This is a genomic window from Pseudomonas sp. MF6767 (assembly GCF_016405475.1).
GTDB classification, from domain to species: Bacteria; Pseudomonadota; Gammaproteobacteria; order Pseudomonadales; family Pseudomonadaceae; genus Aquipseudomonas; species Aquipseudomonas paracarnis.
This window is the reverse complement of record NZ_JAEKCY010000029.1, coordinates 12,981-38,438: the sequence shown is the minus strand read 5'-3', so window position 1 is coordinate 38,438 and position 25,458 is coordinate 12,981. Positions and strand designations below refer to the sequence as shown.

21 protein-coding genes are annotated in these 25,458 nt (G+C 61.4%); 10 read left to right on the top strand and 11 right to left on the bottom strand.

All coding sequences use genetic code 11. The features are described 5' to 3' along the window. Window positions 1-89: 89 nt before the first annotated feature. From JFT58_RS28065 to JFT58_RS28050, 4 genes are all read left to right on the top strand, one after another. Window positions 90-1,064 (top strand): 2-hydroxyacid dehydrogenase, encoded by a 975-nt coding sequence (locus tag JFT58_RS28065; protein ID WP_054898821.1) that lies wholly within the window; start codon window positions 90-92, stop codon window positions 1,062-1,064. A gap of 176 nt (window positions 1,065-1,240) precedes the next feature. Further along, window positions 1,241-2,143: a chemotaxis protein CheV gene (locus JFT58_RS28060; RefSeq protein ID WP_014716988.1), complete on the top strand. Its 903-nt coding sequence runs from the start codon at window positions 1,241-1,243 to the stop codon at window positions 2,141-2,143. 3 nt (window positions 2,144-2,146) lie between these two features. After that, window positions 2,147-2,629 carry a GNAT family N-acetyltransferase gene (locus tag JFT58_RS28055; RefSeq protein WP_054898820.1) on the top strand — a complete coding sequence of 161 codons (483 nt, stop codon included), beginning with the start codon at window positions 2,147-2,149 and terminating at the stop codon, window positions 2,627-2,629. 108 nt (window positions 2,630-2,737) lie between these two features. Then, the gene (locus JFT58_RS28050; protein WP_054898819.1) at window positions 2,738-3,481 is read left to right on the top strand and encodes a YkgJ family cysteine cluster protein; all 744 of its coding nucleotides are present in this window, start codon (window positions 2,738-2,740) and stop codon (window positions 3,479-3,481) included. Between the two features lie 263 nt (window positions 3,482-3,744). On the opposite strand, the gene JFT58_RS28045 is transcribed toward JFT58_RS28050, so the two are convergent. Together JFT58_RS28045 and JFT58_RS28040 are read right to left on the bottom strand one after the other, a co-directional pair. After that, window positions 3,745-4,527, bottom strand: a complete 783-nt coding sequence (locus JFT58_RS28045; protein ID WP_034126351.1) for a transporter substrate-binding domain-containing protein — start codon at window positions 4,525-4,527, stop codon at window positions 3,745-3,747. A gap of 162 nt (window positions 4,528-4,689) precedes the next feature. Next, window positions 4,690-4,923 carry a hypothetical protein gene (locus tag JFT58_RS28040; RefSeq protein ID WP_034126350.1) on the bottom strand — a complete coding sequence of 78 codons (234 nt, stop codon included), beginning with the start codon at window positions 4,921-4,923 and terminating at the stop codon, window positions 4,690-4,692. A gap of 214 nt (window positions 4,924-5,137) precedes the next feature. Between JFT58_RS28040 and JFT58_RS28035 the strand changes: the two genes are divergently transcribed. The 6 genes from JFT58_RS28035 to JFT58_RS28010 all read left to right on the top strand — a co-directional run bounded on the left by JFT58_RS28035 (window position 5,138) and on the right by JFT58_RS28010 (window position 14,812). Then, complete coding sequence (locus JFT58_RS28035; protein WP_054898818.1) at window positions 5,138-6,304, top strand: efflux RND transporter periplasmic adaptor subunit; 1,167 nt, start codon at window positions 5,138-5,140, stop codon at window positions 6,302-6,304. Further along, on the top strand, window positions 6,301-9,396 hold the full coding sequence (locus JFT58_RS28030; RefSeq protein WP_054898817.1) for a multidrug efflux RND transporter permease subunit: 3,096 nt from the start codon (window positions 6,301-6,303) through the stop codon (window positions 9,394-9,396). The genes JFT58_RS28035 and JFT58_RS28030 overlap by 4 nt, the downstream gene beginning before the upstream one ends. A 7-nt stretch (window positions 9,397-9,403) precedes the next feature. After that, window positions 9,404-10,096, top strand: a complete 693-nt coding sequence (locus tag JFT58_RS28025; protein ID WP_003188690.1) for a heavy metal response regulator transcription factor — start codon at window positions 9,404-9,406, stop codon at window positions 10,094-10,096. Then, window positions 10,086-11,450, top strand: coding sequence for a heavy metal sensor histidine kinase (locus JFT58_RS28020; RefSeq protein ID WP_054898816.1), 1,365 nt, complete (start codon window positions 10,086-10,088; stop codon window positions 11,448-11,450). Before JFT58_RS28025 ends, JFT58_RS28020 begins: the two co-directional genes overlap by 11 nt. A gap of 381 nt (window positions 11,451-11,831) precedes the next feature. Next, window positions 11,832-13,154, top strand: a complete 1,323-nt coding sequence (locus JFT58_RS28015; protein WP_034126341.1) for an OprD family porin — start codon at window positions 11,832-11,834, stop codon at window positions 13,152-13,154. Window positions 13,155-13,315: 161 nt separating this feature from the next. After that, the gene (locus JFT58_RS28010; RefSeq protein WP_054898815.1) at window positions 13,316-14,812 is read left to right on the top strand and encodes a GGDEF domain-containing protein; all 1,497 of its coding nucleotides are present in this window, start codon (window positions 13,316-13,318) and stop codon (window positions 14,810-14,812) included. A gap of 172 nt (window positions 14,813-14,984) precedes the next feature. Here JFT58_RS28010 and lpxC read toward each other — a convergent pair whose 3' ends face one another. The 9 genes from lpxC to murD form a co-directional block, all read right to left on the bottom strand. Beyond that, window positions 14,985-15,896: a UDP-3-O-acyl-N-acetylglucosamine deacetylase gene (lpxC, locus tag JFT58_RS28005; protein ID WP_054898896.1), complete on the bottom strand. Its 912-nt coding sequence runs from the start codon at window positions 15,894-15,896 to the stop codon at window positions 14,985-14,987. 112 nt (window positions 15,897-16,008) lie between these two features. Then, window positions 16,009-17,205 (bottom strand): cell division protein FtsZ, encoded by a 1,197-nt coding sequence (ftsZ, locus tag JFT58_RS28000; RefSeq protein WP_003188685.1) that lies wholly within the window; start codon window positions 17,203-17,205, stop codon window positions 16,009-16,011. A 75-nt stretch (window positions 17,206-17,280) separates the two neighbouring features. Further along, window positions 17,281-18,543 carry a cell division protein FtsA gene (ftsA, locus tag JFT58_RS27995; RefSeq protein ID WP_003188682.1) on the bottom strand — a complete coding sequence of 421 codons (1,263 nt, stop codon included), beginning with the start codon at window positions 18,541-18,543 and terminating at the stop codon, window positions 17,281-17,283. A gap of 15 nt (window positions 18,544-18,558) precedes the next feature. After that, entirely contained in the window at window positions 18,559-19,428 is an 870-nt protein-coding gene (locus JFT58_RS27990) for a cell division protein FtsQ/DivIB (RefSeq protein WP_019816943.1), read from the bottom strand. Between the two features lie 4 nt (window positions 19,429-19,432). Further along, window positions 19,433-20,389 (bottom strand): D-alanine--D-alanine ligase, encoded by a 957-nt coding sequence (locus tag JFT58_RS27985; protein WP_014716974.1) that lies wholly within the window; start codon window positions 20,387-20,389, stop codon window positions 19,433-19,435. Continuing rightward, complete coding sequence (gene murC / locus JFT58_RS27980; RefSeq protein WP_003188677.1) at window positions 20,386-21,834, bottom strand: UDP-N-acetylmuramate--L-alanine ligase; 1,449 nt, start codon at window positions 21,832-21,834, stop codon at window positions 20,386-20,388. The genes JFT58_RS27985 and murC overlap by 4 nt, the downstream gene beginning before the upstream one ends. Continuing rightward, window positions 21,827-22,897 carry an undecaprenyldiphospho-muramoylpentapeptide beta-N-acetylglucosaminyltransferase gene (gene murG, locus JFT58_RS27975; RefSeq protein WP_003188675.1) on the bottom strand — a complete coding sequence of 357 codons (1,071 nt, stop codon included), beginning with the start codon at window positions 22,895-22,897 and terminating at the stop codon, window positions 21,827-21,829. The genes murC and murG overlap by 8 nt, the downstream gene beginning before the upstream one ends. Beyond that, the gene (gene ftsW, locus JFT58_RS27970; RefSeq protein ID WP_003188673.1) at window positions 22,887-24,110 is read right to left on the bottom strand and encodes a putative lipid II flippase FtsW; all 1,224 of its coding nucleotides are present in this window, start codon (window positions 24,108-24,110) and stop codon (window positions 22,887-22,889) included. Before ftsW ends, murG begins: the two co-directional genes overlap by 11 nt. Further along, a complete protein-coding gene (gene murD / locus JFT58_RS27965) occupies window positions 24,107-25,453 on the bottom strand; it encodes a UDP-N-acetylmuramoyl-L-alanine--D-glutamate ligase (RefSeq protein ID WP_054898897.1) in 1,347 nt (448 codons plus the stop codon). Before murD ends, ftsW begins: the two co-directional genes overlap by 4 nt. Window positions 25,454-25,458: the final 5 nt, after the last annotated feature.

The window sequence follows — 25,458 nt, the reverse complement described above, 5'->3', positions numbered from 1 at the left end:
GCGATGACGGTGGATCAGCCAATACAATAGTGGCTGACACACCGTCATCGCAGGCAAGCCAGCTCCCACATGTTGAGTGGAGTTCTGCCATGAAAAAGACTGTCCTGGCCTTCAGCCGTATCACCCCGCCGATGATCGAACGCCTGCAACAGGATTTCGAGGTGATCGCGCCCAACCCCAAGCTGGGTGACATCAATGCACAGTTCAACGAAGCCCTGCCCCACGTCCATGGTTTGATCGGTGTGGGTCGCAAGCTGGGCCGCGAGCAGCTTGAAAGCGCGAGCAAGCTGGAAGTGGTGTCCAGTGTGTCGGTGGGCTACGACAACTACGACGTGCCGTACTTCAATGAGCGCGGGATCCTGCTCACCAACACCCCCGATGTGCTCACCGAGAGCACTGCCGACCTGGCCTTTGCGTTGCTGATGAGCAGCGCCCGCCGCGTGGCCGAATTGGATGCCTGGACCAAGGCCGGCCAATGGAAAGCCAGCGTGGGCGCGCCTTTGTTTGGTTGCGATGTGCACGGCAAGACCCTGGGCATTGTCGGCATGGGCAATATCGGCGCGGCCGTGGCCCGGCGTGGGCGCCTGGGCTTCAATATGCCAATCCTTTACAGCGGCAATAGCCGCAAGACCGCGCTGGAGCAGGAACTGGGCGCGCAGTTTCGCAGCCTGGAGCAGTTGCTGGCCGAGGCGGATTTCGTCTGCCTGGTGGTGCCGTTGAGCGACAAGACCCATCACCTGATCAGCACCCGGGAGCTGGGGTTGATGAAGTCCAGCGCGATCCTGATCAATATCTCCCGTGGGCCAGTGGTGGATGAGCCTGCGCTGGTCGAAGCCCTGCAAACCCAGCGCATTCGTGGTGCCGGGCTGGATGTGTACGAAAAGGAACCGCTGGCTGAATCGCCGTTGTTCCAGCTGAGCAATGCGGTGACCCTGCCGCATATTGGTTCGGCCACCGGTGAAACCCGCGAAGCCATGGCCAACCGCGCCGTGGACAACCTGCGCAGCGCCCTGCTGGGCCAACGCCCGCAGGATCTGGTGAACCCACAGGCCTGGAAGGGCTGACACCCCACCCCACTGTAGGAGCGAGCTTGCTCGCGAAAAACGTCAACGATAACGCGCAAAATCTGTTTTAACGCGGCGCTTTGAAGTTCTTCGCGAGCAAGCTCGCTCCTACAGTTTTCGAGGACAAGGTCGATAACGGTGTATAGATCGTCATCCCTGATCCACAGAAGGTTTTTATGTCCACCACCAAAGCCCGCGCAGACTCACTCTCGCTTCTGCTCTTTACCTTGCGCAGCGGCAAGCTGATGGCCATCAACCTGTTGAAAGTCAGCGAGATCATCCCCTGCCCGCCGTTGACCAAGCTGCCGGAGTCCCACCCGCACGTCAAAGGCATCGCCACCTTGCGCGGCGCTTCGTTGTCGGTGATCGACTTGAGCCGCGCCCTGGGTGAAATGCCCTTGCAAGACCCGGATGGCGGCTGCCTGATCGTCACCGATGTCAGCCGTTCCAAACAGGGCCTGCACGTGCAGGCGGTGAGCAAGATCGTGCATTGCCTGACCACCGATATCCGCCCGCCTCCCTACGGCTCCGGCGGCAATCGGGCGTTTATCACCGGGGTGACCCAGGTGGAAGGTGGGCTGGTGCAGGTACTGGATATCGAGAAAGTCATCCATGGCATCGCCCCGGCACCGATTGAAGCGGCGCCGACCGACCTGACCATGGAAGAAGCCGAAGTGCTGGGCAACGCCCGCATCCTGGTGGTGGACGACAGCCAGGTGGCTTTGCAGCAATCGGTCCACACCCTGCGCAACCTCGGCCTGACCTGCCACACCGCCCGCAGCGCCAAGGAAGCCATCGACGTGTTGCTGGAGCTTCAAGGCACGGTTGAACAGATCAACGTGGTGGTGTCGGACATCGAGATGTCTGAGATGGACGGCTACGCCCTCACCCGCACCCTGCGCGAAACCCCGGATTTCAAGGACCTCTACGTGCTGTTGCACACCTCCCTGGACAGCGCGATGAACAGCGAAAAAGCACGCCTGGCCGGTGCCGACTCAGTACTTACCAAATTCTCATCCCCAGAATTGACCAAATGCCTGGTCGTCGCCGCACAAACCGTGGCGCAAAAGGGCCTGTAAGCCTTGGGCGAGTATTACCAGCTGCTGCGTCGCGACCTCACCGGCAGCCTTCCCGCCCCGCAGTGGCCAGCGGATACCCGGCTGGATCATTATCGCGATGAACTGGCCCCGGCGATCCATGCCGTGCTGCGCATGACCCAGGACCAGGGCGGCGGCCGTGTCGGCCACCTGGATGAGTGGCGCCAGCAGTTCGTCACCGATGCCGAGTACGACCCGACGCTGTGCCTGGTGGCCAGTAACCACGACGGTGTTCTCGCAGTGGCCCAATGCTGGACCAGCGCCTTTATCAAGAACCTGGCCGTACACCCCTTTGCCCAAGGCCAAGGGCTGGGCCGCGCCTTGCTGCTGCACAGCTTCCAGGTATTCAAGCAGCGCGGTGAACCCTATGTGGACCTCAAGGTGCTGGAGAGCAACCTGCGCGCCCGGCAACTGTATGAAAGTGCGGGCATGCGATTTGTGCTGCGCGACATCGTATCCAAGGGCTGATCCTCACTGGCGCATAACTTGCTTCCAGAGCCCCTGAGCGGTAGATAGAGGTAAAAACCCGTCACCCCTCAAGCGTGCCCTCTGACCTTGCCTGGTGACAGATCCGCCATGAACACACACTTTTCCTGCGTCGGTTGCGGTAAATGCTGCAGCGACCATCATGTGCCCCTGACCCTCGAAGAAGCCCGCAGCTGGGCGGCGGACGGCGGTAACGTCATCGTTCTGGTGGAAGGCTTTCTGGGTAACGGCCTGGGCCTGCCCCTGCAACAACGGGAACATGCCGAGCGCCGTTCAGTGATCGTGCCCAGCGGCAATACCGAGGCGTTTGTGGCAATTACCTTTGCCGCCTACAACGCCGGACGCTGCCGGAATCTTGACGAAGACAACCGCTGCCGCATCTACGAACGGCGCCCGCTGGTGTGCCGCATCTACCCGATGGAGATCAACCCGCATATCCCACTGAACCCAAGCGCCAAGGACTGCCCGCCGGAATCCTGGGAGCAAGGCCCTGCGCTGATCGTCGGTGGTGAGTTGATGGATGCGCAACTGGCCGAACTGATTCGCCGTTCACGCCAGGCCGACCGTGATGACGTGCAGACCAAGGAAGCGGTGTGCGCGTTGCTTGGCATTCGCACGACCGCACTCAAGGGCGACGGGTTTACCGCGTACTTGCCGGACATGCAGGCGTTTGCCCAGGCCATTGAACAGGCGGTTGAACAGCCGGCAATGGCCAATGAATGGGTGTTTCATGTGTCGGGGATGGACATCGCTGAACAGGTGCTGGATGCCGGGGCGCGCATTGCCACCGAGGTGCCGGCCAATTATGCGTTTATCTCGTTGAGGGCGGCTTAGGCTACTACGGCCTTATTTTGGCGTAGGTATCTACTCAACTTCAGCGCGACGCTGGACCCTGTGGCGAGGGAGCTTGCTCCCGCGACGGCCTACCATTCGACGACAATTTCCCTGACGCCCCTCGATCCAACTGTGGGGTGTCAGCTAGATAGTCGCAGGCTGTCAGGCCGTCATCGCAGGCAAGCCAGCTCCCACATTTGGAGCTCGGAGTGTCAGGTAGATAGGCGCCTCTCGGGAACAGAGTTGCACTCACACAATAGCGCTCATGGATGGGCAGGCAACACATCGAGGCGATAGGGCTGGAGGATGCGTTGGTATTCGCCATTGTGCATCAGTTGCTCAAACGCGTGATTAAGCTCATTACGCAACGCGGTATCGGTTTTTCGCACCGCAATCGCCACGCTATTACCCAGCAGGCCAGATGACACAGGCGGCCCCATGAAATTGAAGTCCAAGCCCTGGGGCGTGTCTAGCAGGGCCTCTCGGATCTCCACGGCGCCTTGAAGGGTCGCATCAATATCGCCCGAAACCAGGCTCTGCACCAGTTGGTCGTTGAGCCAGAAACTCCTGATGATTACCCCTGCCGGCGCCCACTGCGACAGGGCAAAGGCTTCCCGATTACTGCGCACCAGCACCCCGACACGCTTGCCCCTGAGCGACCGTCGATTAGGGCGCAGGCCCGAGGTTTTACGCGCCACCAGCCGAGTGGTGATCGGGTAGAGATCACGGGTGAAACTCACCCGTCGCCGTCGACTGCAGGTGGGCGCCATGCCCATGATCGCGTCGAACTGCCTGGCCTCAAGGGCGGGGAAATTTTCCATGACGATCTGGTCAACCCAGGTACAGCGCACATTGAGCTGCTCGCACAGGGCATTGCCCAGTTCGATGTTCAGCCCCACCAATTGCCCTTGGGAATTGCGGCTTTGAAAAGGCGGAAAATGTGCAGCGACGGCGAAACGGATTTCACGCCGCGGTTGAACGTCGGCGGCAACGACACTTGTCGAGAGCAAGAGGGCAAGCACCGCACAAAGGTGTATCAGGGCCACGGGAATGTCCTTTTCCGGAAAGCTGACTCACCACGCCCCGATGAGCGTCATCGGGACGAAGCAAACGCTGTGCAAGCTTTCAAGAATCGGTCGCGGACCTACAAGCAGAAATGTCCACGGGCGATGTAGGCAACTGCCTATAACGCACGCAACGCTTTAATCTTAGCGTTTACCCATGGAGCGGCGAGTGCCCGGAGGCGCCATGCCTGGCGTCTTGGTATGGCCGTTCTTGGCGCCGCCTTTGTACCAGGGCTGACTGGCATTCTTGGCGCCAGCCAGCTCACCCGGTTTGAAGGGGAACTTGAACGCCGGGATCTCGGCTTTTTCAACGCCGTCGGCGGTGGCCGAATCGACGAGGTCAGCCGCGTCGACAGGGGGTTGGGTTGGGGAAGTCATAGGGGCTCCGGCGCAGCGATAGGCGTAAAAGCGCCAGTATACGGGGGCAAAGCGGCAAGCGGTAAGCTTCAAGCCACAAGTAAAAAGCGCTAGCTGTCGCGGCTGTCAGTTTGGCGTCACCGTGCTGACCGCATTACCGGGCTATAAAGCAGCTACCCAACCTTCAACTGGCAGCTTGCAGCTTAAAACGTGCAACTGCGCCCCGGCGCCTCCCATGCAGACAAAACGAAACACGGCCCTGATGGTGGGCATCCTCTTGGTATTGGCGGTGGCCGCCTGGGCAGTAACACGGCCTGCCAAGCCCCGCCTGGCAGCGGCCACGGCGATCCCGGTACGGGTAGTGAGCGTCGCGCAACAGGACGTTCCCAGGTTTGTCAGCGGCATAGGCTCAGTGCTGTCGTTGCACAGCGTGGTGATTCGCCCGCAGATCGACGGCATCCTCACCCAGTTGCTGGTCAAGGAAGGCCAATCGGTGAAAGCTGGCGATCTGTTGGCTACCATCGACGACCGCTCGATCCGCGCCAGCCTCGACCAGGCCAAGGCGCAATTGGGCGAAAGCCAGGCACAGTTGCAAGTGGCATTGGTCAATCTCAAGCGTTACAAGGCGCTAAGCATCGACGACGGTGTGTCGAAACAGACCTATGACCAGCAACAGGCACTGGTCAACCAGCTCAAGGCCACGGTGCAGGGCAATCAGGCGGCCATTGATGCGGCTCAAGTACAACTTTCCTATACCCAGATTCGCTCCCCGGTCAGTGGCCGCGTGGGCATCCGCAACGTGGACGAAGGCAACTTCCTGCGCATGAGCGACACCCAGGGGCTGTTTACCGTCACCCAACTCGACCCGATTGCCGTTGAGTTCTCGCTGCCACAGCAGATGCTGCCAACCTTGCAGGGCCTGATCGCCGCCCCCACCCGGGCCACCGTCGACGCCTACCTGGGCGCCGACACCGATGGCCAGACCGGCGACCTGCTCGGCGAAGGCCACCTGAGCCTGATCGACAACCAAATCAGCTCCACCACCGGCACCCTGCGGGCCAAGGCCGAGTTCAGCAACCCGGCGCATAAGCTATGGCCGGGACAACTGGTGACCATCAAAATCCAGACGGCCCTCGACAAGAACGCCCTGGTGGTACCGCCGACCGTGGTGCAGCGTGGGCTGGACTCACATTTCGTGTACCGCGTAAACGCTGACAAAGTCGAGGTGGTACCGGTGCAAGTCGCCTACCAGAACAGCGACATCAATATCATCAAAGGCGTGCGGGCCGGCGATGTGCTGGTCAGCGATGGGCAATCTCGGCTCAAGGCCGGTGCGCAGGTGGAGGTGCTCAAGGAGCCGCCGCAAGTGATCCACACCGCCAACGCCCAGGTGCAGCCATGAGCGCCAGCCGGTCGCCCTCGGCCTGGTGCGTTGATCACCCGGTCGCCACCCTGCTGTTGACCTTCGCGTTGGTGTTGCTGGGGATTATTGCCTTCCCGAACCTGGCCGTCGCGCCACTGCCGGAAGCGGAATTCCCGACCATCCAGGTTACCGCGCAACTTCCTGGCGCCAGCCCGGACACTATGGCCTCATCGGTGGCCACGCCTCTTGAGGTGCAGTTCAGTGCCATCCCCGGCATGACCCAGATGACCTCCAGTAGCGCCTTGGGCTCCAGCCTCTTGACCCTGCAGTTCACCCTGGAAAAAAGCATCGACACCGCCGCCCAGGAAGTCCAGGCCGCGATCAACACCGCGTCCGGCAAGCTGCCCAGCGACATGCCGAGCTTGCCTACCTGGAGGAAGGTCAACCCGGCAGACAGCCCGGTGTTGATCCTCAGCGTCAGCTCCAGCAGCATGCCCAGCACCGAGCTGAGCGACTACGTGGAAACCCTGCTGGCGCGCCAGATCAGCCAGATCGACGGCGTCGGCCAGATCAACATCACCGGCCAGCAACGCCCGGCGATTCGCGTGCAGGCCTCCCCTGACAAGCTCGCGGCCATTGGCCTGACGCTCGCCGATATACGCCTGGTCATCCAGCAGTCGAGCCTCAACTTGGCCAAGGGCGCGATCTATGGCGACAACAGCGTGTCCACCCTGTCGACCAACGACCAGCTGTTTCACCCTGAGGAATACGGCCAACTGATCGTTTCCTACAAGAACGGTGCGCCGGTTCAACTGCGTGATATCGCCAACGTCGTCAACGGCTCGGAAAACGCCTACGTACAAGCCTGGTCCGGCGATACGCCTGGGGTGAACCTGGTGATTTCGCGCCAGCCCGGCGCCAACATCGTCGACACCGTCGACCGCATTCAAGCCGAGCTGCCGCGCCTGCAAGGCATGTTGCCGGCCTCGGTGCAGGTCAGCGTGTTGACCGATCGCACCAAGACTATCCGCGCCTCACTGCACGAAGTGGAAATGACCCTGCTGATCGCCATCCTGCTGGTGGTGGCGGTGATGGCGTTGTTCCTGCGTCAACTGTCGGCGACGCTGATTGTGTCTGCGGTGCTGGGTGTCTCGCTGGTGGCCAGTTTCGCCCTGATGTATGTGATGGGGTTCAGCCTGAACAACCTGACCCTGGTGGCCATCGTGATCGCCGTGGGCTTTGTGGTGGACGATGCGATTGTGGTGGTGGAGAACATCCATCGGCACCTGGAGGCAGGCCTGGGCAAGCGCGAAGCAGCGATCAAGGGCTCGGGTGAAATTGGCTTTACCGTGGTATCCATCAGCTTCTCGCTGGTGGCGGCGTTTATTCCGCTGCTGTTCATGGGCGGGGTGGTCGGTCGGTTGTTCAAGGAGTTTGCGTTGACGGCCACCGCGACCATTCTGATTTCAGTGGTGGTTTCGCTGACATTGGCACCGACGCTGGCCGCCTTGTTCATGCGTGCCCCTACCCACCCTGCCCACGCCAAACCCAGCTTCAGCGAACGCCTGCTGGCCGGCTATGCGCGCAACCTGCGCCGTGCCCTGGCGCACCAACGCAGCATGGCCGCGATCTTCGTGGTAACCCTGGCCCTGGCGGTGGTCGGCTATGTGTTCATTCCCAAGGGATTCTTCCCGGTGCAGGACACCGGTTTCGTGCTCGGCACCAGCGAAGCGGCGGCCGATGTGTCGTACAAGGACATGGTCGCCAAGCACAAGGCCCTGGCCGAGATCGTCAAGGCCGACCCGGCGGTGCAGGCGTTTTCCCATTCGGTGGGCGTTACCGGCAGCAACCAGACCATCGCCAACGGCCGCTTCTGGATCGCCTTGAAAGACCGCAGTGAGCGCAATGTGTCCGCCAGCCAGTTCATCGACCGCATCCGCCCGCAACTGGCGAAGGTGCCGGGCATCGTGCTGTACCTGCGCGCCGGTCAGGACATCAACCTGAGCTCCGGCCCCAGCCGCGCCCAGTACCAATATGTGCTCAAGAGCAACGACGGCCCGACGCTGAACACCTGGACCCAACGCCTCACCGAAAAACTGCGCGCCAACCCGGCGTTTCGCGACCTGTCCAACGACCTGCAACTGGGCGGCAGCATCACCCATATCAGCATCGACCGCCAGGCCGCCGCGCGCTTCGGGCTGACCGCCACCGATGTCGACCAGGCGTTGTACGACGCCTTCGGCCAGCGCCAGATCAACGAGTTCCACACCGAGATCAACCAGTACCAAGTGATACTTGAACTGGACAGCCAACAGCGCGGCAAGGCCGAAAGCCTCGACTATTTTTACCTGCGCTCGCCACTGACCAATGAAATGGTGCCGCTGTCGGCCTTGGCCAAAGTCGACCCGCCCACAGTCGGGCCGTTGTCCATCAGCCATGACGGCATGTTCCCCGCCGCCAACCTGTCATTCAACCTCGCGCCCGGCGTGGCCCTGGGCGACGCAGTGATCATGCTCGACCAGGCCAAGAACGAAATCGGGATGCCGAGCACAATCATCGGCAACTTCCAGGGTGCGGCCCAGGCGTTCCAGAGCTCGCTGGCCAACCAACCCTGGCTGATCCTCGCGGCGCTGGTAGCGGTCTACATTATCCTGGGTGTGCTGTATGAGAGTTTTGTGCACCCGCTGACGATCATTTCCACCCTGCCCTCGGCGGGCCTCGGTGCGCTGGTCATGTTGTGGCTGCTGGGCCAGGACTTTTCGATCATGGCCTTGATCGGCCTGGTGCTGCTGATCGGCATCGTGAAGAAAAACGGTATCTTGATGATCGACTTCGCCCTGGAGGCGCAGCGGGTACGCGGGCTGCCGCCCGAAGATGCGATTTATGAAGCCTGCGTCACGCGGTTCCGGCCGATCATCATGACCACCCTTGCTGCGTTGCTCGGCGCGGTGCCGTTGATGCTCGGCGCAGGCCCTGGGGCGGAACTGCGCCAGCCGCTGGGCATCGCGGTGGTCGGTGGCTTGCTGGTGAGCCAGGCGCTGACGCTGTTCACCACGCCGGTCATATACTTGTACCTTGAACGTTTTTTCCACAGGCCCAAACCAGCGCTGACGCTGGCGACCACACACTGAGGCGGTCATGCGCGTCCTGATTATTGAAGATGAAGAAAAAACCGCGGACTACCTGCACCGCGGCCTGACCGAGCAAGGCTACACCGTCGATGTGGCCCGGGAAGGTATCGAGGGCCTGCACCTGGCGCTGGAAAACGATTACGCCGTGATCGTGCTCGACGTGATGCTGCCCGGCCTGGATGGCTTCGGTGTGTTGCGTGCCTTACGCGCCCGCAAGCAGACGCCGGTGATCATGCTCACCGCTCGCGAGCGCGTTGAAGACCGCATCCGCGGCCTGCGCGAAGGCGCCGACGATTATCTGGGCAAGCCGTTTTCGTTCCTGGAACTGGTGGCCCGCCTGCAAGCCCTGACCCGCCGCAGCGGCGGCCATGAACCGGTGCAGGTCACCGTCGCCGACCTGTGGATCGACCTGATCAGTCGCAAGGCCAGCCGTAACGGCCTGCGCCTGGACCTGACCGCCAAGGAGTTCTCGCTGCTCAGCGTATTGGCGCGGCGCCAGGGCGAGATCCTGTCCAAGACTGCGATTGCCGAGATGGTCTGGGACATCAATTTCGACAGCGATGCCAACGTGGTGGAAGTGGCGATCAAGCGCCTGCGCGCCAAGCTCGACGGGCCGTTCGAACACAAGCTGCTGCACACCATTCGTGGCATGGGCTATGTGCTGGAGAACCGCATGCAGGAAAACCACAGTGGTCGCTAATTCCATCGCCCTGCGCCTGAGTGGCATGTTCACCCTGGTGGCGCTGCTGATCTTTCTGTTGATCGGCGGCGCGCTGTACCAGCAGGTCGACCGTGGCCTGGGGTTGTTGCCAGGTGCCGAGCTGGATGCGCGCTACAGCGTGCTGGAGTCGTCGATCAATCGCTTCGGCACGCCGGAGCATTGGGCCAAGATCAGGTCCAAGCTCAAGCTGTTGGGGGAAGAAGACAAGCGCATCCGTTTCTGGGTGGTCAGCAGCGACCCGAGCTACGAATACGGTGAGCCGGATGCGCAGATTCGTGCCTTTGCCGAGGGCGCCACGGGTAAGCGCGACCTGCGCCTGCCGGGTCACGATTATCCCTTCAAGGTGCTGGTCAGCCAGTTTGCAGCCAAGGACCAGCGCCCGGCGCTGCGCTTCATGATTGCCATCGACACGGAGAACTTCCGCGCCACCCAGCATCACTTGCTGGTGGCATTGGTCAGCCTGGCGCTGGTCGGTGTGGTACTGGCGGCACTGTTGGGGTTCTGGGTCGCGCGTATCGGCCTCAAGCCCCTGGGCAAACTCTCGGATGAGGCGCAAAAGCTTGCACCGCCGAAACTCTCCGGGCGCCTGCACCTGTCGCCGCTGCCGCCGGAATTGAGCCAGTTCGTCAATTCGTTCAACGCCACCCTCGACCGTGTCGAGCAGGCGTATTCGCGCCTGGAATCGTTCAACGCCGACGTCGCCCATGAACTGCGTTCGCCGCTCACCAACCTGATCGGCCAGACCCAGGTGGCCCTCACTCGCGGTCGGTCGGCGGAGCAGTATTTCGAGGTGCTGCAATCGAACCTGGAAGAACTGGAACGGCTGCGCTCGATCATCAATGACATGCTGTTCCTCGCCAGCGCCGACCAGGGCAGCAAGGCCACCAAGCTGATCGAAAGCGCCCTGGCCGATGAAGTGGCCACCACCCTCGACTACCTGGACTTCATCCTCGAAGACGCCCAGGTCGAAGTGCGCGTGCACGGCGATGCCGTGGTGCAGATCGAAAAGGCCCACCTGCGTCGCGCACTGATCAACCTGCTGAGCAATGCCGTGCAACACACGGCGCCGGGGCACGTCATCGACGTGCACATTGAAGTGCAGGCACACCAGGTGACGATTGGCGTGACCAACCCCGGCGAGGTCATTGCCAGCGAACACTTGCCACGCCTGTTCGAACGCTTCTATCGGGTGGATGCATCGCGCAGCAACAGCGGGGCCAATCATGGGCTGGGGCTGGCCATCGTCAAGGCGATTGCGTTGATGCATGGGGGGGATGTGTTTGTGCGTAGTGAAGGCGGTGGCAATACGTTTGGTATCACCCTGCCGATCTAAACAACTCGGTCAAAATGTGGGAGCTGGCTTGCCTGCGATAGCATCACCACGGTAGGCCTGGCATACCGAGGTGTCTGCATCGCAGGCAAGCCAGCTCCCACAGAAGATCCCATGGCCCTCACTGTTGCGGTTTGGGCAATAGTTATTATCTTGTTACACTCTGTATCGCACCGCTCGCCTGCGTTACTTTGACGCATCGATGAGCGCGACGGCAAAGGCAGCTGACCACTCACCCGAATTTCCCTCGACTTATTTCCAGGGCTCTACACTGGGAATCTGTCTTAAAGCCGCTGACTTCAGCGGCTTTTTTTTGCCGTGAAAAAAGGCCGGGCACACCCCCACGACACTGGCCGTTCATGATTGACCAAAGGAGCTCCACCGGTGAAGAACTCGCTGACGTTCACCCCGTTATTCCTCGCAATCGCAGCAACGATCATCCCCCTTGCCCACGCGGCAGACGCCCCGCCCGTCGAAGGTTTCGTCGAGGGTTCACACCTCACGATCAACACCCGCAACTACTACATGAACCGCGACCGGCGCGATATTCATACCGATGACAGCAAGGAATGGGGCCAGGGCTTTATCGGCACCTTCGAATCCGGCTACACCCAGGGCACCGTCGGCTTCGGCCTGGACGTCAATGCCATGCTCGGCCTCAAGCTCGACGGCGGTGGTGGTACGGATGGTTCCAGCATCCTTCCGTATGGCAGCGGCAACGGCAAAGCGCCGGGTTCGTTCTCGACGGCTGGCGGCACCTTGAAGCTGCGCGCCTTCGACACCGAACTGAAAGCCGGCGACCTGTTCCTCAACAACCCGGTGATCGCCGGCGGCATGACGCGCATGTTGCCGCAGACTTTCCGTGGCGTGAGCCTGACCAACCACAGCTTTGACGGCTGGATGATCGAAGGTGGCCAGGCCAGTTTTACCAAGCTCTACAACCAGAGCGGCCATCGGCGCATCGGCACCAGCTACGGCACACTGCCCGCCAACACCGACAGCCAGCATCTGGACTGGGCTGGCGTGTCGTTCAGCGGGATCGAGGGGCTGACCAGCAACCTGTACGCCTCCGAACTCAAGGACGTCTGGCACCAGTATTACTACGACGTGGAATACACCTATGCCCTGAACAACCTGGTCAGCCTGACGCCCGGCCTGCACTACTACCATACCCAGGACACCGGCCAATCGCTGCTGGGGGATATCGACAACAACACCTACAGCCTGCATTTCACCGTGGGCGTGGGCAACCACAGCGTCACGGCGACTTATCAGCGGGTCAATGGCAACACGCCGTTCGACTACATCACCCAGGGCGACAGCGTGTACCTGGACAACTCCCAGCAGTACTCGGATTTCAACGGGCCCAACGAGCGCTCCTGGAAGCTCAAGTACGCCTACGACTTCGCCGGCCTCGGCGTGCCCGGCCTGACGTCCGCCGTGTCCTACATCAGCGGCAAGACCGACCTGACCAAGGTCGACCCCAACAGTCGTGGCTACAGCAACTGGTACAGCGCCGATGGCAAGGACGCCAAGCACTGGGAGCGCGATATCGACCTGAAATATGTGGTGCAGGGCGGCAAGGCCAAGGACTTGGCCGTGCGCCTGCAATGGGCGACCAATCGCGGCAGCAATGGCTACTCTGCAGTGGACCGCGATGTGGATGAATACCGTGTGATCGTGGATTACCCGATCAACGTGTTCTGAGTACAGGTAGGAGCGAGCTTGCTCGCGAAAAACGTTAACGATAACGCGTGCTTCCTGAATAAACGCGGCGTCTGTGAGTTTTCGCGAGCAAGCTCGCTCCTACAGCCATATTTAAGAGTTGCTACTACGCTAAGGGCATTCTCAACGCAGAAGTGTGCCCGATGAGTTCAAGCCTTACCCGCCCCAACCGCCGCCCGGAGCGCCTGCTGATCCTGGGCAGTACGCTCACGGTGTTGCTGATCGTGGGGGTCGTCACTGCGCTGCTGATTCGTGAACATGCCAATACCCTGCAGACGGCCAAGCGCACCGCCAATACCATCACTCAATTGATCGACGCGGACGTGCTGCGCAATGTCGAACTTTACGACATGGCCCTCAAAGGCTTGATCAGCGCCACCGAGCGCACCGACCTGCAAGACGTTTCAGAGAGCATCAGGCACTTGGTGCTGTTTGATCGTTCCGCAGCGGCGCCCTACAAGGGCGATATCCTGCTGTTGGACCCGGCCGGCGAGGTGATTGCCGATTCGTCCCTGCTCACGCCAAAGCTGGGTAACTTTGCCGATCGGGACTATTTTCAGGCGCACCGCACCAACCCCGACCTGGGCTTGTATATCAGCCGCCCGTTCATGGCGCGCTGCCAGTGTGCCGACCCCTGGCGCATCGCGTTCAGCCGTCGCGTTTCGTCACCGGATGGGCGTTTCCTGGGAGTGGCGGTCGCGTCCATGCGCCTGTCGTACTTTCATCAGTTGTTCAGCAGCTTGAACATCGGCAGCAACAGCACCATCAACCTGCTCAACCACCAAGGCATCCTGCTGGCGCAAGAGCCTCTGCTGGAAGCAGATATCGTCGACAAGGACCTGAGCCAGCGCCCGAATGTGGCGCGCATGCTGCGCGAACGGGACGGCAGCTTCCAAAGTATCTCCAGTGTCGATCGCCAGGCACGGCTCTACAGTTTTTCGAATGTGGGCAACTTGCCGCTGATCGTGGCGGTGGCCTTGTCCAGCGATGAAATGTTCGCACCCTGGCGGCGTGCGGCGTGGCTGGTCAGCATCGCGACCGGAGTGTTGTGCGTGGGCCTGTTGTGGCTGACTTGGGCACTGTGCATGGAGTTGCGCCGCCGCCATCGGGCTGAACAGGTGCTGTCAGAACTGGCAGCCACCGACGCCCTTACCGGCCTGGCCAACCGTCGCACGCTGGACGAACGCTTGCGGCTGGAATGGGACCGGGCACAACGCTCCACCGAGTCGTTGAGCGTACTGATGATCGATGTGGACCACTTCAAGGCCTTCAACGACCGCCATGGTCACCAGGGCGGCGATGAGGCGTTGCGTGCAGTCGCGCATGTGATCGCCAGCCATATCCGCCGCCCTGCCGACCTGGCGGCGCGTTATGGCGGTGAAGAGTTCGCGGTGGTGCTGCCCAATACCGACGCCAAGGGCGCGTGGGTGATCGCCGAGCATATCCGCAAGGGGGTCCAGCACTTGCCGAGAGTGGCCGGGGATGAGCAACCGATCACCGTAAGCATCGGCCTGAGTACCTGGCAGAAGCACAGCCGTATTTCCCTTGAAGACCTGCTGCTCAAGGCTGACCAGGCGTTGTATCAGGCCAAGCACAGCGGCCGTAACCGGATAGTGGATGTTTCAAAAACCTCAAACTGATGAGGTCAGGTGTGGGAGCTGGCTGCCTGCGATGGCGGTGGGTCAGCTACCTATAAGCTAACTGGCAGGCCGCTATCGCAGGCAAGCCAGCTCCCACATTTGGATCTTCGTCGGGCATAAAAAAAGGCCACCCGAAGGTAGCCTTTCAAAACTAAAGAAAGAGAGTTGTTACTTACACCGCCGCAACGGGACGCATGTAAGAGATCGGTGCGGTGCTGGCATCTTCGAAGGTCACGACTTCCCAAGCGTCTGTCTGCTCAATCAACTTGCGCAGCAGCTGGTTGTTAAGGGCGTGGCCCGACTTGAAGCCTTTGAACTCGCCTATCAGGCTATTGCCCAGCAGGTAGAGGTCACCGATTGCATCGAGGATCTTGTGCTTCACGAATTCGTCTTCATAGCGAAGGCCGTCTTCGTTCAGTACACCATCCGCGTCGACCACAATGGCGTTTTCCACGCTGCCGCCGAGTGCGAGGTTGTGCTTGCGCAGGTACTCGATGTCACTCATGAAACCAAAGGTGCGGGCGCGGCTGACTTCTTTTACGAACGAAGTGCTGGAAAAATCCACGCTTGCACTTTGGGTGCGGTCACGGAATACCGGGTGATCGAAATCGATCTCAAAGCTCACTTTAAAGCCTTCGAACGGGACGAAGGTGGCGCACTTGTCGCCGTCTTCTACTGTCACTTCCCGCAGAATGCGAATGAACTTCTTGGCTGCGTCCTGTTCTTCCAGGCCGGCAGATTGAATCAAGAATACGAAGGGGCCAGCGCTGCCATCCATGATCGGGACTTCGGACGCGGAGAGCTCGACGTAGGCGTTATCGATGCCCAGGCCAGCCATGGCCGAGAGCAAGTGCTCCACCGTGTCCACTTTGACGTCACCGTTGACCAATGTGGTCGACATAGTGGTTTCGCCAACGTTTTCCGCGCGAGCAGGAATCTGCACCACAGGGTCCAGGTCGGCACGCACAAACACGATGCCGGTGTCGACAGGTGCAGGCTTGAGGGTCAGGTATACCTTCTCCCCGGAGTGCAGACCTACACCTGTGGCACGAATAATATTCTTCAGGGTGCGTTGTTTAATCATGGCTTGGACCGCTTCAGCGCAAATTGCGAACTGGTATCAACAAAGGCTGGCGATAATAGCAGACCAGACCTTTGCTGAACACCAATCACCTTCATAGCCCTGATACATTCCATTAATCGGCCTGACGACGCAGGAATGCCGGGATGTCCAGATAGTCCAGGTCATCTTGCGGATTCGGGCTACGGGACGCCGCAGCACCGGCCTGAGCCTGGTTGCGCATCACGGTCGGACGGTCCAGGTCACGGTAGTTGACCGACGGCAGTTCCTGGCGAGCAGGGGCTGGAGCGGCAGCTGCCTGGCTGGCCTGGCTGGTGTGCAGGGTGTTGTCGATGACCTTCACAGGCTTCTCGATTTTTGCACCCAGGCCGGTAGCAACCACGGTTACATGCAGCTCATCGCGCATGTCCGGATCAATAACGGTACCGACTTTGACCATGGCGTGCTCGGACGCGAAGGCTTCGATGATGCTACCCACGTCGGAGTACTCACCCAGGGACAGGTCAGGACCGGCGGTGATGTTCACCAGGATGCCGCGTGCACCTTGCAGGTTCACGTCTTCGAGCAACGGATTGCGGATGGCCGCTTCGGTGGCTTCGCGTGCACGGTTCGGACCGCTGGCGCAGCCAGTGCCCATCATCGCCATGCCCATTTCGCTCATGACAGTACGTACGTCGGCAAAGTCGACGTTGATCATGCCTGGGCGCTTGATGATGTCGGAGATACCGCGAACGGCACCGGCCAGTACATCGTCAGCCTTGGCGAAGGCGGACAGCAGGCTGGCATCCTTGCCCAGGATGGTCAGCAATTTCTCGTTGGGGATGGTGATCAACGAGTCGACGCTTTCAGACAGCAGACGGATACCTTCGTCGGCGATCTGCATGCGCTTGCGGCCTTCGAACGGGAACGGACGCGTCACGACAGCAACGGTCAGAATGCCCATTTCCTTGGCCACTTCGGCAATGATCGGGGCCGCACCGGTACCGGTACCGCCGCCCATGCCAGTGGTGATGAACACCATGTTGGTGCCTTGCAGCACTTCGGCAATACGCTCGCGGTCTTCCAGGGCGGCTTGACGGCCGACTTCCGGATTGGCGCCAGCGCCGAGGCCTTTGGTCACCGCGGTGCCCAATTGCAGGATGGTCCGGGCGCCGATGCTTTTGAGCGCCTGGGCATCAGTGTTGGCGCAGATGAACTCAACGCCTTCAATGTTGCTCTTGACCATGTGGTTGACAGCGTTGCCGCCGCCACCGCCGACACCGATTACTTTGATAACCGGGCTAGCGGGGATGTTGTCTACGAGTTCGAACATGTTCCCTCTCCTTTCATTTTCTCTAGTTTTTTCGCCTACTGCTTATTGCGGGTGTTGCGGTGTCGCGGTAAATCTTTAGAAATTGCCTTTTACCCAAGCCTGCAGCCGCTCGAACAACGGCGCTTTCGCCTCGTCGTCGCTGCGGTAGCTGTCACGGATGCTCGGGCCCGACAGGGAAATGCCGTCGGTCTGCTTTTGCAGCCCGTACAACAGCAAGCCCACACCGGTGGAATAAATCGGGTTACGCACCACGTCGCCCAGGCCCTTCACGCCATGGGGCACGCCCAGGCGCACCGGCATGTGGAAGATTTCCTCGGCCAACTCGACCGCGCCTTCCATCTTCGAGGTGCCACCGGTCAGCACGATGCCGGCCGGGATCAAATCTTCGTAGCCGCTGCGGCGCAGCTCAGCCTGGATCAGGGTGAACAGTTCGTCGTAGCGTGGCTCGACCACTTCGGCCAGGGCCTGGCGCGACAGCTCGCGAGGTGGACGATCACCCACGCTTGGCACCTTGATGGTCTCGCCGGCACCGGCCAGCTTGGCCAGGGCGCAGGCGTAGCGGATCTTGATTTCTTCGGCGTACTGGGTCGGTGTGCGCAGCGCCATGGCGATGTCGTTGGTGACCTGGTCGCCGGCAATCGGGATCACGGCGGTGTGACGGATCGCACCCTCGGTGAAGATCGCGATGTCGGTGGTGCCGCCGCCAATGTCCACCAGGCACACGCCCAGTTCTTTTTCGTCGTCGGTCAGGACCGAGTAGGCCGAGGCCAACTGCTCGAGAATGATGTCGTCGATTTCCAGGCCGCAGCGGCGCACGCATTTTTCAATGTTCTGTGCGGCGTTGACGGCGCAGGTCACCACGTGGACCTTGGCTTCCAGGCGAACGCCCGACATGCCCAGGGGCTCGCGCACGCCCTCCTGGTTATCGATCACGTAGTCCTGCGGCAGGGTGTGCAGCACGCGCTGGTCCGCCGGGATCGCCACGGCCTGGGCAGCGTCGAGGACGCGCTCAAGGTCGGCCGAGCTGACTTCACGGTCGCGGATCGCCACGATGCCGTGGGAGTTCAGGCTGCGGATGTGGTTGCCAGCCACGCCGACGAACGCCGAGTGAATCCGGCAACCGGCCATCAGCTGCGCTTCTTCGATGGCGCGCTGGATCGATTGCACGGTGGACTCGATGTTCACCACCACGCCCTTCTTCAGGCCCCGGGACGGATGCGTGCCAATACCGACGATTTCGATCGCGCCGTCTTCCCCGACCTCGCCCACCAGCGCCACCACCTTGGAGGTGCCGATATCGAGACCGACGATCATTTTGCCGCTTTGCACGTTTGCCATGGGTCCTGCCTCTTCTTAATTCTTCGCGACAGCGGGTTGTGCTGCCGTGGGCGCAGCCGGTGTACGCCAGCCGACGGCCAGGCCGTTGGCGTAACGCAGGTCGACGCTCGCAATGTTCGTAATCTGTTCTTTCAAGGTTTTTTCATAGATGGCAATAAAGCGGCGCATCTTTTCCACCAAGCGGTCGCGTCCCAGCAACAACTCGATGCCCGGGCCGGAACTGCCTGCCCCGGTCGTCAAAAACCAGCTGCCCCGCTCACGCAATTCCAGGCGTGCAATGGAGAAGCCCAGTGGCCGCAGCATCTGGCTCAAGGCCTGGTACTGCTGCATCACTTGCTGCTGCGCCCGCTGCGGCCCGAACAGCTGCGGCAGGTGTTCATAATTGGCCAGCTCACGCGGGGTGAACGCCTGGCCCTGGTTGTTCAACAGCGCTTCATCGCCCCAACGGGCCACGGGCAGTTGTTCTTCCAGGCGGATCGTGACCTGGTCCGGCCATACCCGGCGAACTTCGGCGTGGGCGATCCACGGCATCTGTTCCAGCTCCGAGCGCATGCCGGCCAGGTCGATGGTAAAGAAGCTCGCCGCCAGGTATGGGCCGATGCGCTGCTGTACCGCTTGCTGGCTGATGTAGCTCAAGTCGCCCTGCACGCTGATCTTGGTGATCGGCCGGTCGGCATACGGCAACAGACGCTGCGCGCCTTCGTACGTGCCAAAGCCCAGCACCACCAGCAGCACCGGCCAGAACAGCGCCTTGATAAAACCAAAGTTGGCTTTTGGCAGGCGCGCCGACATCGGCTCTTTAGCCACCATTCGGCTTGCACCCCGTGGCACCGGCTTGCGGCTCGGTGCTTGTGGGGGCTGATGACGAAGCGATGCGCCGTTCATGTGTTTAGCCTCTTGGCTCAATGCTGTCGGCCAGGATCGCCAGCACTAACTGCTGGAAATCCAGACCGGCGGCACGGGCTGCCATGGGAACCAGGCTGTGGTCGGTCATGCCCGGTGCGGTGTTGACTTCAAGGAACCAGAAATTCCCTTGGTCATCCTGCATCACGTCTGCCCGCGCCCAACCGGCGATACCCAGCGCCTCACAGGCTTTCGCCGTGAGGTCCATCAATTCCTGTTCCTTGGTTGCTTCGAGCCCACACGGGATCCGGTACTGAGTATCGGAAGCCAGGTACTTGGCGTCGTAGTCATAAAAGGTGTGGGGCGTGCCCAAAGCGATGGGCGGCAATACCTGTCCACGCAGGGTGGCGATGGTGTACTCGGGACCGGAAATCCACTGTTCCACCAACACTTGCGAATCGTAGGTACTTGCCGCTTTCCATGCGTCGATCAATTCGGCGGCCGAGTTCACTTTGGCCATGCCGATACTGGAGCCTTCATGGGCTGGTTTGACGATCAAAGGCAGGCCCAGTTCCTTGGCCGCAGAAATACAATCGTCTTCACTGCACAGTACGGCGTGACGTGGGGTCGGAATGCCCAGGCTGTGCCACACCTGCTTGGTGCGCAACTTGTCCATCGCCAAGGCCGACGCGAGGATGCCGCTGCCGGTGTAAGGGATGCCGGCGCATTCAAGCAGGCCCTGCATGCTGCCGTCTTCACCGCCGCGGCCGTGAAGAATGAGAAAGGCGCGGTCGATTTTTTCGGCCTGCAGGCGGGCGAGGAAATCATCGCCCACATCGATACCGAACGCGTTCACGCCAGCACTTTGCAGCGCTTCAAGCACCGCATTGCCGGACTTGAGCGACACTTCGCGCTCGGCGCTCTTGCCGCCGAACAGCACGGCAACGCGGCCGAAGTCGGCAGGCGCAAGGGTGGAAAACAGGGAGCCGTAGTCAGTGGTCATTTCGACTTCCCCTTGGCGGCGGCTGCAAACAGCGGGCTCGCCAGCAACTTGGGCGCAAGGCCACCGATATCACCGGCGCCCTGGCACAGCAGAATGTCGCCGGCACGCAGCAGCGGCTTGACGATAGGCGCCAGGTCCACGCCACGCTCGATGTAGATCGGGTCCAACTGGCCGCGCTGGCGGATGCTGTTGCACAGCTTGCGGCTGTCAGCGCCCGGAATCGGTTCTTCACCGGCCGGGTAGACTTCCATCAGCAGCAGTACGTTGGCATCGGCCAGTACATTGACGAAATCGTCGTACAGGTCGCGGGTGCGGCTGTAGCGGTGCGGCTGGTACACCATCACCAGCCGGCGCTCCGGCCAACCACCGCGCACGGCCTTGATAACGGCCGCAACTTCGGTCGGGTGGTGCCCGTAGTCGTCCACCAGCATCACGTCACCGCCTTCGACCGGCAGTTGGCCGTAGACCTGGAAGCGACGGCCCACACCGGCAAAGCGCGACAGGCCCTCGACGATGGCTTCATCGCTGACGCCTTCATCGGTGGCAATGCAGATGGTCGCCAAAGAGTTCAGCACGTTGTGATTGCCCGGCATGTTCACCGACACGTCCAGAGGCTCGCGATCGGGGCGCAGCACGGTGAAGAAGGTTTGCATGCCTTCCTGGCGCACATTGATTGCGCGCACGTCGGCGTCTTCGCTGAAGCCGTAGGTCACGGTAGGGCGTTTGACCTGGGGCAGGATTTCACGCACCACCGGGTCGTCCAGGCACACCACCGCCAACCCGTAGAACGGCAGGTTGTGCAGGAAGTCGACGAAGGTTTTCTTCAACTTGTTGAAGTCGCCGTCGTAGGTCGCCATGTGGTCTTCGTCGATGTTGGTGACGACGGCAACCAGCGGTTGCAGGTGCAGGAAGCTCGCGTCACTTTCATCGGCTTCGGCGATCAGGTAGCGACTGGTGCCCAGCTGGGCATTGGTGCCAGCTGCATTCAAGCGGCCACCGATGACGAAGGTCGGGTCCAGGCCACCGGCGGCGAACACCGAGGCGATCAGGCTGGTGGTGGTGGTCTTGCCATGGGTACCGGCCACGGCGATGCCGTGGCGATAGCGCATCAGCTCGGCAAGCATCTCGGCACGCGGTACCACAGGGATACGGCGCTCAAGGGCGGTCGCCACTTCCGGGTTGGACGTGTTCACGGCGCTGGACACCACCAGCACGTCAGCCTCGGCGGCGTTCTCGGCACGGTGGCCGATGAAGATCTGTGCGCCAAAGGACTTCAGGCGCTCGGTGACCGGCGACTCTTTCAAGTCCGAGCCGGACACCTGGTAGCCCAGGTTCAGCAACACTTCGGCAATCCCGCACATGCCCACGCCACCGATACCGACGAAGTGAATACGACGGATGCGGCGCATCTCGGGTTGCGGCATGGCTTTCTGATTCTCAACCATGGGCCACCTCCAGGCAGATATCGACCACGGTGCGGGTTGCGTCAGGTTTGGCCAGGCGGCTTGCGGTGCTCGCCATGCTGTTGAGTCGTTCCGGTTGCATCAAAACCTCGGTCAGGCGTGCGGCCAAATCGGCGGCGCCAGTCGTTCTTTGCGGCAGCAGGAAGGCAGCGCCCTCCCCGGCCAAATATTCGGCGTTGCGGGTCTGGTGATCGTCGATGGCGTGGGGCAAAGGCACCAGCAAGGACGGCAGACCGGCGGCCGCCAGTTCACTGACGGTCAGCGCACCAGCGCGGCAGACCACCAGGTCGGCCCAGCCATAGGCTTGGGCCATGTCTTTGATGAAGGGCTGTACATTGGCCTCTACACCGGCCTCGCGATAACGCGCGGCGGTGACTTCATCGTGGTTCTTGCCGGCCTGGTGGAAGATCTCCGGGCGCACATCCTCAGGAAGTTGCGCAACGGCTTCAGGCAGCAATTTATTCAGTGGCTCGGCACCCAGGCTTCCGCCCAGGATCAGCAGGTGAGCCTTGCGCCCGGCCAGCGCGTCACGCGCAATGGCCATGAACAGTTCGGTACGCACCGGGTTACCGGTGGTGCGAAGCTTGTCGGAGGCGGCGAAGGTTTTTGGAAAGGCTTCACACACCCGCGCGGCCAATGGCACCAGCAGGCGGTTGGCGGTACCGGCGACGGCGTTCTGTTCATGGACGATCACCGGCACGCCCGCGAGTTTCGCCGCAACGCCACCAGGGCCGGTCACATAACCACCAAAGCCAAGCACACACACCGGCTTCAACTCGCGAATGATCTTGCGCGCCTGCATGACCGCCTTGAGCAACACGAACGGCGCCTTGAGCAATGACAACTTGCTCTTGCCGCGCAACCCGGTGACGTTGATCAAATGCAGCGGCAAACCGGCATTGGGCACCAATTCGTTTTCGATGCCACGGGGCGTACCCAGCCAGTGCACGGTGTAGCCACGGTTCTGGAATTCACGGGCGCAGGCCAGGGCCGGGAACACATGCCCCCCGGTACCGCCCGCCATGATCAGCACGTTAGCGCCCATGAGTCGGCTCCTCGGCGAAGTCGCTCTCGCTGAACTCCATCTCTTCGCTGCCCAGGTGGGTGCGACTCTCCCACTCGATACGCAGCAACAACCCGAGACAGGCGCAGCAAATCACCAACGAGCTGCCGCCGTAACTGAGGAACGGCAAGGTCAGGCCCTTGGTCGGCAGCAGGCCGACGTTCACGCCGATGTTGATCAGGAACTGGCCGATCCACAGGAAGGCCAACCCATAGGCAACGTAGGCGGCGAAGAACTGCTTGGCCTTCTCGGCCCACAAGCCGATGTACATGGCGCGCACACAGACGAATACAAACAGTGCCACGGTGCACAGCGAACCCACCACACCCAACTCTTCGGCCAATACCGAGAACACGAAGTCGGTGTGGGCTTCCGGCAGGTAGAACTGCTTCTGCACACTGTTGCCCAGGCCCACACCCAGCCACTCGCCGCGACCGAACGCGATCAGCGCCTGGGTCAACTGGTAGCCGGAGCCGAACTGGTCGGACCAGGGGTCGGTAAAGGTGATCAAACGCGCCATCCGATAGGGTTGCGCCTGTACCAGAATGGTCACGGCCGCCACCGCCAGCACCACCATCAAGGTGAAGCGGAACAGCCCTACCCCACCCAGGAACAGCATCGCGGCGGCGGCGCCCATCATCACGACCGTGGCCCCGAAGTCGGGCTCCATCAGCAGCAGGCCAGCCATGGGCAGCAGCACGATGAACGGCTTGAAGAAGCCCATCCAGCTTTCGCGTACTTCTTTCTGACGGCGCACCAGGTAACCGGCGAGGTAGATCACCACGAACACCTTGGCGATTTCCGAAGGCTGCACGTTGAACGCGCCGAAGCCGATCCAGCGCATCGAACCGTTCACCTCGCGGCCAATGCCCGGGACGATCACCATGACCAGCAAGCCGAACGCACCGATCAGCATCAGCCAACCCAGACGCTGCCAGGTGGCAATCGGAATCATCATGGTGACGATGCAGGCGCCCAGGCCGATCACCAGGTACACCAGGTGGCGGATCATCATGTACAGCGTGTTGCCCGACTGCACGGCAGCCACTTCGGAGGACGCCGAAGTGATCATCACCAGGCCCAGGCCGAGCAGCGCCAGGCAACCGGCGAGCATAGGGAAATCAAGGTCAATGCCGCGCCCGGTAATGATCGGCGACGGGTATGGCTTGATGATGTTTCTCAGGTTGAGGCTCATGCCAAAGCCTCCACGGCGCGGGCGAACAGTTGGCCGCGCTCTTCATAGTTCTTGAACATGTCGAAGCTGGCGCACGCGGGCGACAGCAACACCGCATCGCCAGGCTGGGCCAGGGCTTTGCTCTGGGCAATGGCATCATCCAGGGAAGCTGCGCGTACTTGCGGTACAGCGTCACCGAGGGCGGCGGCAATCAGGTCCGAATCGCGGCCCATCAGCACCACGGCGCGGCAATGGGCGGCCACTGGCGCTTTAAGGTCCTTGAAGTCGGCACCCTTTCCATCACCACCGGCGATCAGCACCAGCTTGCCGTCGATATCGGCACCCAGGCCTTCGATGGCCGCCAGGGCTGCACCGACGTTGGTGGCTTTGGAGTCGTTGTAATAGCTGACGTCATTGAGGTCGCGCACCCACTGGCAGCGATGCTCAAGCCCGGCAAACGTGCGCAGGCTCGCGAGCATGGCGTCGAATGGCAGGCCAACCGCGTGACCGAGTGCCAAGGCCGCCAGGGCATTGGACTGATTGTGTGCGCCACGGATTTTCAGTTCGCGTACCGGCATCAGGTTCTGGAATTCGAACGCCAGGTACTTCTCGCCGTTCTCTTCACGAATGCCGAAGCCTTTGAAGTCCGGTTTGCCGAGGCCGAAGGTCCAGCAGGGCATGCCCTCGCCCATCAGCGGACGGCTCAGGGCATCCTGACGGTTGACGACAAATTGCCTGGCGCCACGGAAGATCCGGTGCTTGGCCAGGTGATAAGCCGGCAGGCCGCTGTAGCGGTCCATATGGTCTTCGCTGACGTTCAATACCGTCGCCACTTCAGCGCCCAGGTCGTGGGTGGTTTCCAGCTGGAAGCTCGACAATTCCATCACATACAGCTCGACGTCGTCGCTGAGCAGGTCCAGAGCCGGCACGCCAAGATTGCCGCCGACGGCCACACGCCTGCCCGCCGCCGCTGCCATCTCGCCGACCAGAGTGGTAACGGTGCTTTTGGCGTTGGAACCGCTGATGGCCACGATCGGCGCCTTCGCGTTGCGTGCGAACAGGTCGATATCGCCAGACAGCTTCACGCCACGGGCCGCAGCTGCTTGCAGGGCCGGTGTCGCCAGGGCCAGGCCCGGGCTCACGTAGAGCTCGTCGGCACGGCACAGAAACTCGACATCCAGCTCGCCACAACGCACTTCCACGTGCGGGTAGTCACGGCGCAGCGTGACCAGCTCCGGTGGATTTTCCCGCGTATCGGCCACGGCAAACGACGTGCCACGGTTCGCCAGGAAGCGAACCAGGGACATGCCGCTCTTGCCGAGGCCGACAACGATGCGGAAGTGGTCTGAAGCGATCAGGGACACTCGTT